Annotated in this window: 16 protein-coding genes; 8 read left to right on the top strand and 8 right to left on the bottom strand. The window is 69.3% G+C overall.

Going from position 1 to position 14,112, the window contains the following annotated elements; translation table 11 throughout:
* Positions 1-34: 34 nt before the first annotated feature.
* Positions 35-2,122 carry a phosphocholine-specific phospholipase C gene (locus RDV84_RS22485; protein WP_078997988.1) on the bottom strand — a complete coding sequence of 696 codons (2,088 nt, stop codon included), beginning with the start codon at positions 2,120-2,122 and terminating at the stop codon, positions 35-37.
* Between the two features lie 385 nt (positions 2,123-2,507).
* Between RDV84_RS22485 and RDV84_RS27040 the strand changes: the two genes are divergently transcribed.
* Positions 2,508-2,558: a DUF6053 domain-containing protein gene (locus RDV84_RS27040; protein ID WP_425606355.1), complete on the top strand. Its 51-nt coding sequence runs from the start codon at positions 2,508-2,510 to the stop codon at positions 2,556-2,558.
* On the opposite strand, the gene RDV84_RS22480 is transcribed toward RDV84_RS27040, so the two are convergent.
* The 6 genes from RDV84_RS22480 to RDV84_RS22460 form a co-directional block, all read right to left on the bottom strand.
* Positions 2,540-3,016, bottom strand: coding sequence for a GNAT family N-acetyltransferase (locus tag RDV84_RS22480; RefSeq protein ID WP_057947146.1), 477 nt, complete (start codon positions 3,014-3,016; stop codon positions 2,540-2,542). The two genes, RDV84_RS27040 and RDV84_RS22480, sit on opposite strands and share 19 nt — an antisense overlap.
* A complete protein-coding gene (locus tag RDV84_RS22475; protein ID WP_309151675.1) occupies positions 3,013-3,306 on the bottom strand; it encodes a hypothetical protein in 294 nt (97 codons plus the stop codon). The genes RDV84_RS22480 and RDV84_RS22475 overlap by 4 nt, the downstream gene beginning before the upstream one ends.
* 115 nt (positions 3,307-3,421) lie before the next feature.
* Positions 3,422-3,988 (bottom strand): elongation factor P-like protein EfpL, encoded by a 567-nt coding sequence (gene efpL / locus RDV84_RS22470; protein ID WP_057947148.1) that lies wholly within the window; start codon positions 3,986-3,988, stop codon positions 3,422-3,424.
* Between the two features lie 152 nt (positions 3,989-4,140).
* Positions 4,141-4,911 carry an SDR family NAD(P)-dependent oxidoreductase gene (locus RDV84_RS22465; RefSeq protein WP_309151673.1) on the bottom strand — a complete coding sequence of 257 codons (771 nt, stop codon included), beginning with the start codon at positions 4,909-4,911 and terminating at the stop codon, positions 4,141-4,143.
* Positions 4,912-5,184: 273 nt separating this feature from the next.
* Positions 5,185-5,325: a DUF6053 domain-containing protein gene (locus RDV84_RS27035; protein WP_425606198.1), complete on the bottom strand. Its 141-nt coding sequence runs from the start codon at positions 5,323-5,325 to the stop codon at positions 5,185-5,187.
* Positions 5,326-5,442: 117 nt separating this feature from the next.
* A complete protein-coding gene (locus tag RDV84_RS22460) occupies positions 5,443-5,925 on the bottom strand; it encodes a GNAT family N-acetyltransferase (RefSeq protein ID WP_309151671.1) in 483 nt (160 codons plus the stop codon).
* A 328-nt stretch (positions 5,926-6,253) separates the two neighbouring features.
* Between RDV84_RS22460 and RDV84_RS22455 the strand changes: the two genes are divergently transcribed.
* The 4 genes from RDV84_RS22455 to RDV84_RS22440 all read left to right on the top strand — a co-directional run bounded on the left by RDV84_RS22455 (position 6,254) and on the right by RDV84_RS22440 (position 10,583).
* Entirely contained in the window at positions 6,254-7,669 is a 1,416-nt protein-coding gene (locus tag RDV84_RS22455) for a hypothetical protein (RefSeq protein WP_309151670.1), read from the top strand.
* A 646-nt stretch (positions 7,670-8,315) separates the two neighbouring features.
* Entirely contained in the window at positions 8,316-9,335 is a 1,020-nt protein-coding gene (locus RDV84_RS22450) for a hypothetical protein (protein WP_309151669.1), read from the top strand.
* Positions 9,325-9,723 carry a hypothetical protein gene (locus tag RDV84_RS22445; protein ID WP_309151668.1) on the top strand — a complete coding sequence of 133 codons (399 nt, stop codon included), beginning with the start codon at positions 9,325-9,327 and terminating at the stop codon, positions 9,721-9,723. Before RDV84_RS22450 ends, RDV84_RS22445 begins: the two co-directional genes overlap by 11 nt.
* The gene (locus RDV84_RS22440; RefSeq protein ID WP_309151667.1) at positions 9,720-10,583 is read left to right on the top strand and encodes a S1 family peptidase; all 864 of its coding nucleotides are present in this window, start codon (positions 9,720-9,722) and stop codon (positions 10,581-10,583) included. Before RDV84_RS22445 ends, RDV84_RS22440 begins: the two co-directional genes overlap by 4 nt.
* Before the next feature lie 116 nt (positions 10,584-10,699).
* Here the strand turns inward: RDV84_RS22440 and RDV84_RS22435 are convergent, their stop codons facing one another.
* Positions 10,700-11,926, bottom strand: coding sequence for a glycosyltransferase (locus RDV84_RS22435; protein WP_309151666.1), 1,227 nt, complete (start codon positions 11,924-11,926; stop codon positions 10,700-10,702).
* Positions 11,927-12,139: 213 nt separating this feature from the next.
* Between RDV84_RS22435 and RDV84_RS22430 the strand changes: the two genes are divergently transcribed.
* The 3 genes from RDV84_RS22430 (at position 12,140) to RDV84_RS22420 (ending at position 14,077) form a co-directional block, all read left to right on the top strand.
* Positions 12,140-12,568 carry a hypothetical protein gene (locus RDV84_RS22430; protein ID WP_309151665.1) on the top strand — a complete coding sequence of 143 codons (429 nt, stop codon included), beginning with the start codon at positions 12,140-12,142 and terminating at the stop codon, positions 12,566-12,568.
* Between the two features lie 74 nt (positions 12,569-12,642).
* Positions 12,643-13,500 carry a hypothetical protein gene (locus tag RDV84_RS22425; RefSeq protein ID WP_309151664.1) on the top strand — a complete coding sequence of 286 codons (858 nt, stop codon included), beginning with the start codon at positions 12,643-12,645 and terminating at the stop codon, positions 13,498-13,500.
* Positions 13,490-14,077 (top strand): hypothetical protein, encoded by a 588-nt coding sequence (locus tag RDV84_RS22420; RefSeq protein ID WP_309151663.1) that lies wholly within the window; start codon positions 13,490-13,492, stop codon positions 14,075-14,077. The genes RDV84_RS22425 and RDV84_RS22420 overlap by 11 nt, the downstream gene beginning before the upstream one ends.
* Positions 14,078-14,112: the final 35 nt, after the last annotated feature.

The raw sequence follows: 14,112 nt of genomic DNA, 5'->3' as shown, positions 1-14,112 counted from the left end.
GGGCGGCCGCGCGCCGCCGCCGATCAAGTGCCGATCAGGCGCCGATCGCCGGATCGCTGACGCTGTGCTCGCCGTTCTCCGCATGGCCGGCGAAACGGCGCAGATAGCCCGCGTCCTTGTCCGAGGTCAGGCTGAGGTCGTACCAGCCGCGCGCGCCCGCCAGCGGCCAGCTGTCGCTGCGCTTGGCGCCCGGCGCCAGCGTGTAGCTGCGCGCGGCGGCGGCGCTGTAGCGGTTGGGCTTCAGGGTCAGCGTGCACGCGGCCTTGCCGGTGTTGACCAACTCGATCAGCAGGCGCCCGCCGGCGACGTCGTGGCGCACCGTCGCTTCCGGATTCGCGCCGTCGGCCGCCAACGCCTTGTTGAGGTCGCCCTTGAACGCGCGCAGGAAACCGTTCGGGCCGTACGCCGAGAGGTCGTAGAGACCCTTGGTGACCTGCCTGGCGCTCCAGTAGTCCGACAGCGCCGTGCCCGCATCGAGGGTGTAGTACCACGGGCCGTCGCTGCGGTTGCCCGCATAGACGTTGAAGCAGGCGCCGGCGACGCCGCTGTTGCCGAAGTCGAGCCAGTAGCGCCCGCTGGACGCTTCGATGCGCCCGCTGACCTGCAACTCGTACGGCAGCGCGCGCGCCGGGCGCTGGCCGCGCTCCTGCTTCGGCAGGCGCTGCTGCGCCGGCGGCTTGGGCGCGGCCAGGCGGCAGCTGGCATCGGCGTTGCTCATGCTGTCGTCGGTGTCCGGCAGCGCCGGCCACGCCGCGTTCGGGGTGGCGAAGTCGAACGCGGTGCTGAGGTCGCCGGCCACGGTGCGGCGCCACGCGCTGATGTTCGGCTCGGCGACGCCGAAGCGCGCTTCCAGGAAGCGCAGCACCGAGGTGTGGTCGAACACCTGCGAGTTGACCCAGCCGCCCTTGCTCCATGGCGAGATCACGAACATCGGCACGCGCACGCCCAGGCCGACCGGGATGCCGTTGTAGTTCTCGGTCGCGGTGTCGACCGTGCTCTTGCCCAGGTCGGCGTTGATCGCTGGTAGCGGCGCGGCGGCGTGGTCGAAGAAGCCGCCGTTCTCGTCGTAATTGATGATGAAGACGGTCTTCGACCAGACCTCGGGGTTGGCCACCAGCGCTTCCAGCAGGCGCGCGGTCAGCGATTCACCGTAGGCCGGCGTGGCCTCGGGGTGTTCGCTCATGATGTAGGACGGCACGATCCACGACACCGCCGGCAGAGTGCCCTCGCGCACGTCCTTGGCGAACTCGGCGATCAGGTGCTCGCCGCGCGAGGTCTTGGCGTTGGCCTCGTTGGAGCCCGGCACGATCGCGCGGCCGCGCTTGTACAACTGCGAATTCGTATCCAGCTTGCGGAACGCGGCGAAGTAGGCGAGCGAGTTGTCGCCGTAGTTGTCGTGCTCCTGATAGACGCGCCAGGCGATGCCCTTGTCCTGCAGGCGCTCGGCATAGGTCTTCCACTTGTGCCCGGCGAAGGTCGGCTTGTCGCGGGCCATGTCGCCGGTCCAGTTGCCGTCGTCGGCGTTGTTGACCGCCTGCGCGCCGTAGTCGCCCACGGTCATGCCGCTGGTGCCGGTGAACAGGTGCATGCGGTTGGGATTGGTCGGGCCGTGGTGCGAGCAGTAATAGGCGTCGCAGACGGTGAACGCGTCGGCCAGCGCGTAATAGAACGGCATGTCCTCGCGGGTGAAGTGGCCCATGCACATCGGGCCCTTGACCGAAATCCAGGCGTTGTAGTCCTTCCAGCGCGAGTACGCGCCTTTCCAGCTGTGATCGATGTCGGCCAGGCAATGCGCCGCGGTGCTGGCGGTGTCGAGATGGAACGGCAGCACCACGTTGTTGGGATTGCTCGCCGACTTGGGCTGCTCGAACGCGGTCTTGCCGCCCGGCAGCGGGATCGGCCGCGGATCGTCGAAACCGCGCACGCCGCGCAGCGCGCCGAGGTAATGATCGAACGAGCGGTTCTCCTGCATCAGGATCACCACGTGCTGCACGTCCTGGATGGTGCCGGTGACCCGCGCGGCCGGCGTGGCCAGGGCGGTGCGGATGCTGGGCGGCAGCAGGCTCAGCGCGGCGGTGGAGCCTGCGAGCTTGAGGAAATCGCGACGGGTCGGGGATGCCAAGGCCTTGCTCCAGAGCTGGGCGCGGCGCGGGTGCGCCGCCGGGGGAAACGATAAAGCCTGGAAGCGGCAGATTGCAGGTTCGTGGCAGCGCCGGGCGGGTGCGCGCGATCACGCAATCGCAAGCCGGCGGAGCGGTTTTTCCCGGATTTTTGTGTGAAGGCCGTCGCTGCTATCGATGTACAGCGTTGCCTGGCTTGGGAGGCGCCGCGGTGTAATGGTTGGGATGCGCGCAGCTTGCGATGGTGGCGCGATCCTCGACACCGTCGTTCCGGCGAAAGCCGGAATCCATTTTGCTTTCGTTTTCGCCCGTTACGTTCGGCAACGACAACGGCAAGATCAAAATGGATTCCGGCTTTCGCCGGAATGACGGCAGCGCAGGCGGCCAGTGGGAGGGCCTTCAGGCCCGACGCCCTTCGCTCAGGTCGCCGTACCCTGATCGCGCAGCCACAAGGTCATCAAGCGCCGCGGATGCGCCACATAGCCCGCGCGCTCGTAGATCCCGCGCGCATGCGCGTTGTCGTCGTTGACCTCCAGCCGCAGCGCATCCAGCCCTTCGGCCCGGCACAGCGCTTCGACTTCGCCCAGCGCGCGCTTGGCGAGTCCGCCGCCGCGATGCGCCGGCAGGACGAACAACTCGTCGAGCAGGCCGAAGCGCCCGCCGAACTCCAGGCTGAAGCAGAACCCCAGCACGAAGTAGCCGGCGATCTCGCCGTCGCGCACGATCAGGCGCAAGCGCCCGGCGTTCGGGTCGGCGACCAGCGCGCCGAGCGCGCGGCGCAGCGCCGGTTCGTTCCACGGCAGGTGCTCGACTGCATAGAACTCGCGCAGCACCGGGATCAGCCGCTCGATGTCGGCGGCGGTGGCTGCGGCGAAACGGTAGTCGGTGGCGGTCATAAAAAGCGGTCCTGCTCTTGGCCGTAACGCTGTATCCAGCGCGAGACGGCGGTGTCGGCGGCGTAGCGGGCGCGCAGTCGCGACCAGCGCGCGCGCTGCTCGCCCACGCGCCGCTCGTGTTCGCGGGCGAGGGCTTCCATTGCCGCGGCATCGGACGGTTCGCCGCCGGAAAACGCCTTGAATTCTTCGTATTCGGCGACGAACCCGCGCAGGTCCGCGGGCAGGTCGCAGAAGCCGTCGCGGTGCGGCGGCTGCAGCCATTGCGGAATTTCGCACTGCGCGGCGGCCACGGTCCCGTTCGTCGCGCCCGCGCCGGGGCGCGAGCACGCCGCCGCCAGCGCCATCGCGGCGCTGGCGGTCAGCAACGCCGCGGCCCGCAGGGCGGCCGCGGCGGTGCGCGCGATGTCAGTCCGCACGCCCGGCGAACTCGCCGGTCGCGGTGTTGACCAGCACGCGCTCGCCGGTGCCGATGTACTCCGGCACCATGATCTCGATCCCGGTCTCCAGCTTGGCCGGCTTCGGCCGCTTGGTCGCGGTTCCGCCCTTGAGTTCCGGCGGCGTCTCGATCACTTCCAGCGACACGCTGGCCGGCAGCTGCAGGCCGACCGGCAGGTCGTCGATGATCTGCACGTAGAAGCCGCCGAGGTCGGCGATGATGTAGCCTGCGGCGTCGCCGACCACGTCGGCGTCCAGGGTGTACGGCGTGTAGTCCTCGTCGTCGAGGAACACGAACGCGTCGCCGTCCTTGTACGAGTACGTCGCCTGGCGGCGGCTGAGCTCGACTTCCTTGAGCTCGTCCTCGGCGCCGGCGCTGAGGTCGAACTTGGTGCCGCCGGGGACCGAGTACATGGTGAAGCGGAACTTCACGTTGCCGCCGCGGCCCTGCGGCGAGCTGCGTTCGATGTCGCGCACCTGGTACACGGTGCCGTTGTGTTCGATGACGTTGCCTTTCTTGACGTCGTAAGCCTTCATTGCGTCGATTCCGATCGAGATGTTCGTTGCGTTTCCGACTGCAGGAGCTGCGCAAGCTGCGACCGCGGAGCGTCCGGTCGCGCCGAAGGTTCCGGCGTAGTTGCGTTGTCGCGGTCGCGGCTCGCGCCGCTCCTGCAGGTAGCGGGTGTGGGTTACTTCGGCGCGAGGCGGGTGGCGCCGTCGAGGCGGATGGTCTCGCCGTTGAGATAGGTGTTGCCGAGGATGTAGGCGACCAGATCGGCGAACTCCTCCGGCTTGCCCAGGCGCGAGGGGAACGGGATCGAGGCCGACAGCGACTGCTGCACCGACTCGGGCATGCCGTCGACCATCGGGGTCCAGAAGATGCCCGGGGCCACGGTCATCACGCGGATGCCGAAGCGGGCCAGTTCGCGCGCCATCGGCAGGGTCATGCCGACCACGCCGCCCTTGCTGGCCGAGTACGCGGCCTGGCCGATCTGGCCCTCGTACGCCGCGACCGAGGCGGTGTTGACGATCACGCCGCGCTCGCCGTCCGCGCCGGGTTCGTTGTGCTGCATCAGGTCGGCGGCGGCCTTGGCCACGTTGAAGCTGCCGACCAGATTGACCATGACCGTGGTCTGGAACTGCGACAGCGCCATCGGCGCTTCCTTGCCCAGCACGCGGCCGGCGCCGAGGATGCCGGCGCAGTTGATCGTCGCGTTCAGGCCGCCGAGGAACTCCTTGGCCGCCTTGAGGTTGGCCGACACCCCGGCTTCGTCGGTGACGTCGGTGCGGAAGTAACGGGCGTTGCCCTCGCCGAGCGCGGCCACGGCCTGCGCGCCCTTGTCGTCGTTGACGTCGAACAGCGCGACCTTGCCGCCACGGGCGACCAGGTGCTGGGCCACGGCGAAACCGAGGCCGGAAACGCCGCCGGTGATCGCGGCGCGGGCATTTTCGAGTTGCATGGGGCGGTCCTGAGGGCGGAAAAGGCGCCATTCTAAAGGACCCAGGGGGAGGGCGCCGCCCCGGGCCGGGCGGGCGTCCGCCGCCGGAACGGGGGCGGCGTCGGCATTTTTTGCGCTGGGTCGGCCTGGGCGGTGAGGCTTTGCGGGCCCGAGCCCGCTTTACGGTGTGGAGGCCTCCGGCCCCTAAGCCTTGCGCTGTGGGAGAGCCTTCAGCCCGAAGCCCTGGCTTTGTGAGGAACTGCGGCCCGAAGTCCTGGCTGTGTGGGACAGCCTTCAGTCCGAAGCTTCGAGCCTTTGTAGGAGGGCCTGCAGTCCGAAGCTTCCAGGTTTTGTGGGAGGGCCTTCAGGCCCGACGCTTTGCTGACAGGTTGCGGCGACCCGACCGGAAAGCGTCGGGTCTGATGGTCCTCCCACAAAAGCCGCGGCCGCTCGAAAGCGGTCCGCTCAAAAGCGGCCAGCTCAAAAGCGGCCTGCCCGAAGCGGACCGGGCGCAAGGCGAACCCAGGCCCCCATTCGAATCCAGCCCGCTACTCAAAGCGAACGCAGATACCAAGTATTGCTGCCGCGCAACTCCCCATACCCCATCCGCGCCTGCAACAACTGGAAGCCGTTGCGCTCCAGCAACCGCTGCGCCTCGCTCATCCGATCCAGCACTTCGACATAGCACTGGCCGAAGCCGAACCCGCGCGCGCTCAGCAGGCATTGGTCGAGCAAGGCCTGACCCAGGCCGATCCCGCGCACGTTCGGCAGCAGATAGAACTTGCGCAGCTCGCACACGCCTTCCTCGCCGCCGAGCAGCGGCGCGATGCCCACGCCGCCGCCGAGCCGGCCGTCGCGCTCGACCACGTAGTAAGCGCTGCGCGGCCGGCTGTAGGCGCGCTGCATCGCATCGACCTCCGGATCGCTGGCCAGGCCCGAGCCGAATTCGGCCAGCACCTGGCGCGCGATCGCCGCCAGCGCCGCGTCGTCGCGCGGCAGGATCGGACGCAGTACGGTTCCGGGCGGCAGGGTCATGGCGGGCGGCGTTCCTTCGTTCGCGAAGGCGACATCCTCGCTCAGCGCGGGGCGGTTGCGAAGATGCCTGCGTCGCAGGCGGCGGACGCGATGCGAAGCCCGCGGCGGGGCCGCCGGGTCGCCGATGGTTTCAGGGCGGCGGTCCGGATCGGCGCGACGGCGCTTGCCGGCGGCGAGCGAACCGGTCGCCGATCCGGGGCCCACCCCGTCCGGGCGGCTGGATTCTCGAAGGGCGTCGCAGTCCGATGGCCCATCGCGGCCACCGTGTCCCGGCCTGGGCGGCCTTTGCGTTTGCAAGGGAACACACAGGCACGCACAGGGGCGGGCGATGAAATCCATCTGGATGTTGGGCGCGGCCGCGGCCGCTTGCGTCGCCGCCAGCGCGATCTCGCAGGAGCGCAGCGCAGCCGCCGCACCGACGCCGGCCGCCGCAGCCGCCGCGCCGCGCTTCCCCAGCTACGACCCGCGCTACCCGCCGCCGCCGGGCACGCCGCCGGCGCAGGTGTTCCAGCTCAGCCAGGACTTCCCCAAGACCTACGCCGCCGACACCTTCGCGTGGGAGAAGATCGACTTCAAGGCCTTCCCCAACGAATACCTGCGCGCGGTGCTGAACTACTGCCTGGAAGGCAACGTCGACGTCGACTTCCGCGTGCAGGACAACCGCGTGCGCAAGTGGTACCACGCGCCGTGGCTACACGACGACGGCAGCCAGTTCGGCGGCGGCCGCGAGTGGCGCCGCGGCATGACCCGCGAGCGCATGTCGCGCCCGTTCGAACTGCACAGCAAGCAGACCGGGCGCGGCCAGAACTGGGCGGTGGGCTTCTACAACGACCGCGGCGGCGTCGGCCTGGGCAAGGTCTGGCTGACCGCCGACGGCCGCCCGGACCCGGCCAAATCCACGTTCCCGCCCAACACCGTGGCCTGCAAATTGCTGTTCACCGACGCGCCGGTCGAACAAGTGCCGTACCTGGCCAACGGCAAGGTCTGGACCGCCAACATCTATCCCGACACCAACTACAACAAGCCGCGCGTGGACAAGGAAATGCGCCTGCTGCAGCTCGACGTGGCGGTGAAGGACCCGCGCCTGGCGCGCAGCAGCGGCTGGGTGTTCGGCACCTTCGTCTACGACGGCGGCTCGCCGGGCAAAACGGTGTGGGACCGGATGAGCCCGGTCGGCCTGATCTGGGGCGACGACCAATCGGTGCGCACCGACGCCCAGCGCAACGGCGTATTCGTCAACACCGCGCTGACCCAGTCGCGCATCAACGGCTTCTTGGTCGAACAACCCGGCTGGGACTACGGCAATCGCGCGTATGTGCGCCACCACGGACTCGGCGGCCGCGTCAACGGCCCGATCGACAGCCCGATTTCTTCGTGCGTGTCCTGCCACGGCCGCGCCGGCACCTTCGCCAACGCCGCCGACCCGGTCAACCGCGGCCGGCCGATGGCGATGGCGGTGTTCAGCGCGAACAAGCCCAGCGACTTCCCGATGGACAAGTTCGACGAGTTCTTCAAGCCGATCGCGGACGGGGCGCATCTGGAGACGCAGGACGGCAGTCAGTTCATGACCACCGATTACTCGTTGCAGGTGACCGGCGGCATCCGCAACTACTACCAGAACCTGCGCAGCCAGCCGCCGGTGGTCGCCGAAGCCGTGGGCAACGCCCGTGGCGCGCGCGCTGCCGCACCGGTCGACCTGAGCGACGCGCCGCCGCTGCCGCGGGTGGATCGCGACGCGGATTGAGGCCGGCGTCCGGTCCGGTCCGGGCGGCGCGTAAGCGCTGAAGCGTCGCGCGCAACCCGTACGGGCTTGCGCGCAAGCGCGGCAGGTCCGACCGCAACGCAAAAAGTCCCGGCGTCGCCCCGGATTGGGGCGCCGCCGAGGCGGGCGAGGCTTGCGCGCAAGGCGATAGGACTTGCGCGCAAGCCGCGATGGCTCGCGTTCGGGCCGGAAAGCCTCGCCGGAAACGGCCCGCGTCTGATTCGGCGAGGAATTCCGCCTCACGCGCAAGCCGCGACGGCTTGCGCGCAACCCGTTCGGCGGCGACGTTGAACCAAATTGCTGCGCGGCTGGGGAAAAAAGGCTTGCGCGCGAGACGCTGAGCCTTGCTGCTGGGCCTGTGAAGTCTGATGTCGAGTGGATTCGCTAGTAGCGCCAATCAAAATAGCTTGCGTGCCAAGCGCCGTGGTGCAGGCGCGGGGCAAAGCGCCTTGCGGCCCGAGCAAATAGCCTCGTGCGTCAAGTGCACCCCCTCGCGCCGCTCTCTACGCGCACGACACTCGCCGCGGAACGTCCCGCCGCCACGCGTGCCGGCGCTGGCATCCGCCCTGCGGCCGGGCCAGAATCGTCTTCGCGACGACCGCGTTCTTCCGCCCTGGATGGCCCCCGCATGCTGACCCACCTACGCCGTTTGTTTCGCTCCAGTGCCGCCCAGGCGCCCGCGCCGGCGGTCTCCACGCCGCCGCCCGATATCCACATGCACTGGTTCGGCGACACCCGTCGGCCCATTCCCGATTGGGAGCGCATTGCCGTCGCCGAACGTCCAGACTGGAGCATCGCCGAGAGCGACGCCTTCTGGACCGCCGCCGCCGAGCATTGGCTACGGGCCCTGGCCGAATCCCTCGGCTCCGGTTATCGCGTACAAAGCTCCGAGCGCTTCCTCCTGCTGACGGCGATGCCGCCCGCGCAGGCCCAGGCCTATCTCAAGTTCTGCGAGACCGCGCGCCGGCGGATCGTGCGCAACCTCGGCCCGCTGGCGCAGCCGGTCGGCGGCGGCAAGCACGTGTGCCTGGTTTTCATCGAAGACGACGCGTACTACGACTACATCGCCCACTACTACCCCGAGGGCGGCGAATACGCGATGTCGGCCGGCGTCTTCCTCAACGCCGGCTACGGCCACTTCGCCCTGTGCGAAAGCCACGCCGACGCGATGCAACCGACCATCGCCCACGAACTCACCCACGCCTTGCTCGCCCACCTGCCGATCCCGACCTGGCTCAACGAGGGCATGGCGGTGAACACCGAACACAGCCTGTTCCCGCATCTGGCCCATCCCAGCGCGCAGCTCTACACGCCGGACGAGATCGAACGCAAACACATCAAGTTCTGGACGGCCGAACGCATCCAGGAATTCTGGTCCGGCGCCGCCTTCCATCGCACCGACGACGGCAGTCTGCTGTCCTACGACCTGGCCAAAAAAATGGTCGCGCTGGCCGCGCACGACCATGCCGCGTTCGTGCCGTTCGTACTCGCCGCCCATCGCGACGACGGCGGCGCGAAAGCCGCCGAGCGGTTGGAGTACCCGGTGGAAAATCTGGTCGAGGCGGTGTTGGGAGAGGGCGATTGGGAGCCGCAACCGCAGGGATGGCGCGGGCCGATCCAACCAGAGGAAAGTTCCAGTGAGCGCTAAGAGATTGGCTGCGGTTGCACTCGCTCTGGCGCTGTCGATCGGTATCGGGGACGCATCCGCGCAAGTGGCGTGGCCCCGCTTGCCCACCTCCGGTTTCATTGCCGGTCGCGCGGCGACTCCCGCCGACGTCCAGGCGGGCCGGGCGGAATTCGCGCTGGCCCATGGGGCGGTGCCGGCCAGCAAGCCGCTGCCGCTGCTCATTCCCCAGTACGCCTACCATCGCGACGGCGACAAACGGGTGCCGGTGATCGTCGTCCAGGGCGAAGAGCTTGGCGGCCGGAAGTTCGTTGGAGCGCGCATGGCCGATGGCGTTGGCCTGGTCGGGTATCTGGGCGAATTCGAGTTGCTGGGCCGCGAGGTGCCGAAGACGAAGGCCAGGACTCCATGACGCTGCGGTTCCTTTCAGCTCCCATCGCCTTCTTGTTTCTGGTTGCGTCGTGCAGGGCCGATGCGATTACGATCCGCGACGATACCGGCGATGCCGAGTACCGCGTCGCCGCAACCCATTTGCCGGCCCTGGCCGATTTGCCCGGCGAAGGCCACGGCGTACTGATCGCGCCGCAATGGGTGCTGACCGCGGCGCATGCGGTGTCGTGGCAGGAACACGTCGATCAGGTCGTCGTCGCCGGCAAGCCCCGGCGGGTCGAGCGCGTCGTGCTGCATCCCGGATTCAAGCGGCTGCCACAGGCGTTGATCGATCGGGCGCTGGCCGGCGGCGACGGCAACGAGATCGTGGCGTTCCTGTCCGCGTCCGACGATGTCGCCTTGGTGAAGCTGGCCGAGCCGGTCGTCGATGCGGCGCCGGTCGCGTTGTATCGAGGGCAGGGAGAACTCGGCAAGACGGTCGAGATCCTGGGCAAGGGCGCTACCGGCACCGGCGCGCGCGGACACGATCTCGACGGATCGCACCGCACCGAACTGCGCCGCGCCCGCAACCGCATCGATCGCGCCGACGCGCGCTGGCTCTGCTACACCTTCGACCGTCCGTCCGCGGCGCTGCCGCTGGAAGGCATGGCGGGCAATGGCGACAGTGGTGGGCCGGTGCTGATGCGCGGTCTCGGACGCTGGCGTCTGGCCGGATTGGCGTCGTGGAAGATCGTCCAAGGCGATGTGCGCACTACGCGCCCTGCGCAGTACGGTCATTCGAGTTGCAATGTGCGGGTGAGCCGGTATGTCGGCTGGATCGACCAAGCCATGAATGACCGGATGGAGGCGAAGTCCGCGCCGGGCAGCGCGAACGGCTCCTAGCGATTGCCTGCGATCTGCGAGCGCGCAGTGACGGCGGCCTGCAGCGCCCCGACGCCAGCGGGGGTGAATCGAAGCGCGCGCCGGATGAACCGGGCGCGCGCTTCGCGGCTCAGGTCTTAGCTGCGGTCGCCGCCGACCTCATCGATCAACCGCTTCGCCGCCACCGCCGCCCCATCTCCCCGCACCATCCCAGCGACCACCTCCGCCCGCACCCGCGTCCGCGGCGTCAGCGCCGTCGCCAACGCAGCGCTCAACGATTCCACGCTGGCGACCGCCCCCGCATGCGCCACGCCAATGCCCAGGTCGGCCACGCGCCTGGCCCAATACGGCTGATCGGCGATCTGCGGCACGATCACCTGCGGCGTTCCCGAGCGCGTCGCGGCCATGGTCGTGCCCGCGCCGCCGTGGTGGACGATCGCGGCCATGCGCGGAAACAGCGCTTGTTGGTTGACCTCGCCGACGGCGTAGCAGTCGTCGTCGGCGTCCACCGGGATCAAGCCGGCCCAGCCGCCGGCGAGGACGATGCGGCGGCCCTGCGCGCGTACGGCCTCGATGGCGGTGCGCGCGGCGTTCCCGCCCCAGGCGTGCAACGGCATGCTGCCGAAGCCGACGTACACCGGCGGCTCGCCCGCGTCGAGAAACGCGCACAGGTCCGGCGCGAGCGGACGGTCGTCGGGCAGGATCCAGTGGCCGGTCTGCACGACCTCGCACAGGCTGGTCGGCGCCCACGGGCTCAGCACCGGGTCGGTGGCGAGCCAGGGCAGGGCGGTGAAGACGCGGTCGCGCAGGTGCTGCGTCGGCGGCAGGCCGAGTTCGGCGCGATGGCGGTTGGCGGTGTCGCCGAAGGTGTCCTGCATCGCGCGCGCGTTGAGCGCCCAGCGTTCGCGGTTGTCGGCATCGGCCGGCGGCGGCGGGCTGTGCGGGAACTGGAACGGGGCGTGGTGCACCGAGGGCAGGTAGGTCGGGCAGTAGCCGGCGTAGACGTACGGCAGTCGGTGGCGCTCGGCCAGCATCTGCGCGGCGGTGGTGGCGGGGAACAGGCCGGTGGCGACCACCGCGTCGCAGCCTTCGATGGCGACGCTGAGCGCGTCGCGGTACATCGCCATGATCTGCGCGCCGCGGCCGGGGATGTCGGGCGTGGGATCGGCCATCACCTCGCGGATCCAGTCGCGCACCGGCGGGCCGACCGGGAACAGTTCCACCCCGGCCTGCTCCAGGCGCTGGGCGAAGTCGGGCGAGGCGCAGACCCGTGCCTGCGCGCCCTGCGCCCGCAGCGCGGCGGCCAGGGCAGCCAGTGGTTCGGCGTCGCCGCGCGAGCCGAAGGTGGACAACAGAACTCGCATGTCGCTACTCCCGTATGCGCCGAACGCGGCGGAGGGCGGCGATCCTGCGCCCGCGGCGGGGGCTTGCCGCAAGCCCCGGACGGAGTACTATGTTGATACCGGGAAGGGCGAAAGCCCTTCCCGTTTTCGTTTGCGCCGCGCATCGCGCGCCTCAGCCTCGGGCATACTGCCGCGCGGCGCGAATCGCGCGCAGCGCACGTCTTGGGGAAGGCGATGGACGGCTACCGTTTCACCACCGACCTGTTCCGGATCGAGCCCGGCGAGGACGAGGACATCAACCCGCGCAGGTACGGGCGTCAGCTCGCGCAGTGGCTCAAGGCGCAGTTGCAGTCGCGCGGCTATCCGGTCGAGCCGGTCATCGATGAGGATTGGGGACGCTGCTTGATGTGCGCCCGCGAGCCGTTCGAGTTGTGGGTGGGCTGCGGCAACGAGGTCGACTACGGCACTGCGCAGCCCGGCGATCCACCGCCGCCGGCGGAGCAAGTCGTGTGGTGGTGCGTCGCGATGGCGGATGTCCCCTGGTGGAAGCGCTGGTTCACGGCCGTGGATGCGGCCCCGGCGCTGGCGCGATTGAACGCGGTCCTGCATGAAATACTCTGCGCCGAGCCGAGGATACGTCTGCTGTCCGACGACGAGGCGTAGCGACGACGGCACCGGGATCGGCTCGAATGGAATGCACTGCAGGCGGACGGATGGAACGCGACGCGAACGCGGGAATGAAGACGGGAGCGGCGGCGCTGTGGGGCGCGACGATGGTCGCGGCGGCGGCCGTAGCGGTTTCGCTGGTCGCGCGTGGGGCTTGGCGCCGAGGCGCGCTGTCGCCCGACGATATCGGCGTGGCGGTGCTCGCGTTCTACGCCGCGTGGCTGGTGGTGGCATCGATCGGATTGCCGACGTTCCTGGCCCTGCGCTGGCTGGGCTGGCTGCGCTGGTGGTCGTGCGCGCTGGCCGGCGCGGTCGGCGGCGCGGGAATCGTGGCGGTCCTGGGCCGGGCGCAGGCCTGGCAGGCCGGCGATCTCCTGTTTTGGGGACTGATCGGCGCGGTGGCGGCGCTGGCGTTCTGGCTGACGATGCGCGAACGCCGGCGCGGGCCGTCCGGGACCGAAGGCGGCGACGACTCCACTGGAACCATCAACGCGCAGCGGTTGGCGGCGGCCTCGCCCTTGTATTCGCAAGGCCACGGCGGCGCCCTGGAACAGGAATTCCACGCGCTGGTGCTGACCAGCGTCCGCCAGCCCCGCTGCAACACCCTCACGCTGCAACGGGTCGAGCAAGCCTGCGAACGCGGCGGCTTGAGCCGGGACGCGTTCTGCGATGCCTACGCGCGCTTCATCGCGCAGGAGTTCGCGCGCGGCGAGCTGTCGTATGCCGATGCCGATTGCGCCATCGACGATCTGATGTCGTTGTCGATGGAGCTCGAATTGTCCGAGTTCGCGATGCGCATCTACGCGGCCTTCGACGCCGGCGAACACTCGCGCGACTGGGACGGGCCCGGCGTCATCGCATGGCAGGCGTATACCTTGCCGCAGGTCATGCAGGCGCTGGCCGAAGCGGAGTCAGGCGATGAGCGTTAAGCGCCCGGGCCTGCGGTGGGCGGACCTCGCGGCTTACGCGCTGGCCGCGACTGGCGCGGCCGCCAGCGCGGTTCTCGCCATGCGCCCGACCGGGTTGCGGCAGTTGTTGGCGATGGGCCTGTCGTTGCTGCTTCTGGCGGCATTACTGGCGTGCTTGGTGCGCGCGGTGCGGCAATGGGACAAATTGCGTTTCGGCGGACTGCTCGCCCCGGCTGCATTGCTGGCGGCGATGCCTCTGGGCGTAGAAGTAGGGCAAGAACTAAGAACCTGGCGCTTCGAACGCGACCTGCCGCGCTATCAAGCGATGGCCAAGTGGGCGCTCGCGCGCGCCGTGCCCGGCGAACGGGTCGATGTCCCGATCCCGCCCGAGGCCCGCGATCTTGCCTATCTGGTCCGCGTCAGCCATGAGCCCGGCTGCGGCAGGATCGTCGATTTCTATTGGGGCGCCGGGTTTCCGGTAAAACACACGGTGCGCCGCTACGTCGAGCTGCCGCAGAAGCTCGAAAACGATGCGTGCCGCGGTTACTGGGCGCGCGGATTGCGGCGCGGCGAGCATTGGTTCGAGGCGTCGGATTGATCTATCGGGCGCCAGCGCCTACCTGCGAGCAAGGA

This window comes from Lysobacter yananisis (genome assembly GCF_031199375.1).
In the GTDB taxonomy this organism is placed as follows: domain Bacteria; phylum Pseudomonadota; class Gammaproteobacteria; order Xanthomonadales; family Xanthomonadaceae; genus Lysobacter; species Lysobacter yananisis.
Note: the sequence above shows the minus strand (reverse complement) of the source record. Positions and strands in the feature narration are given on the sequence as shown.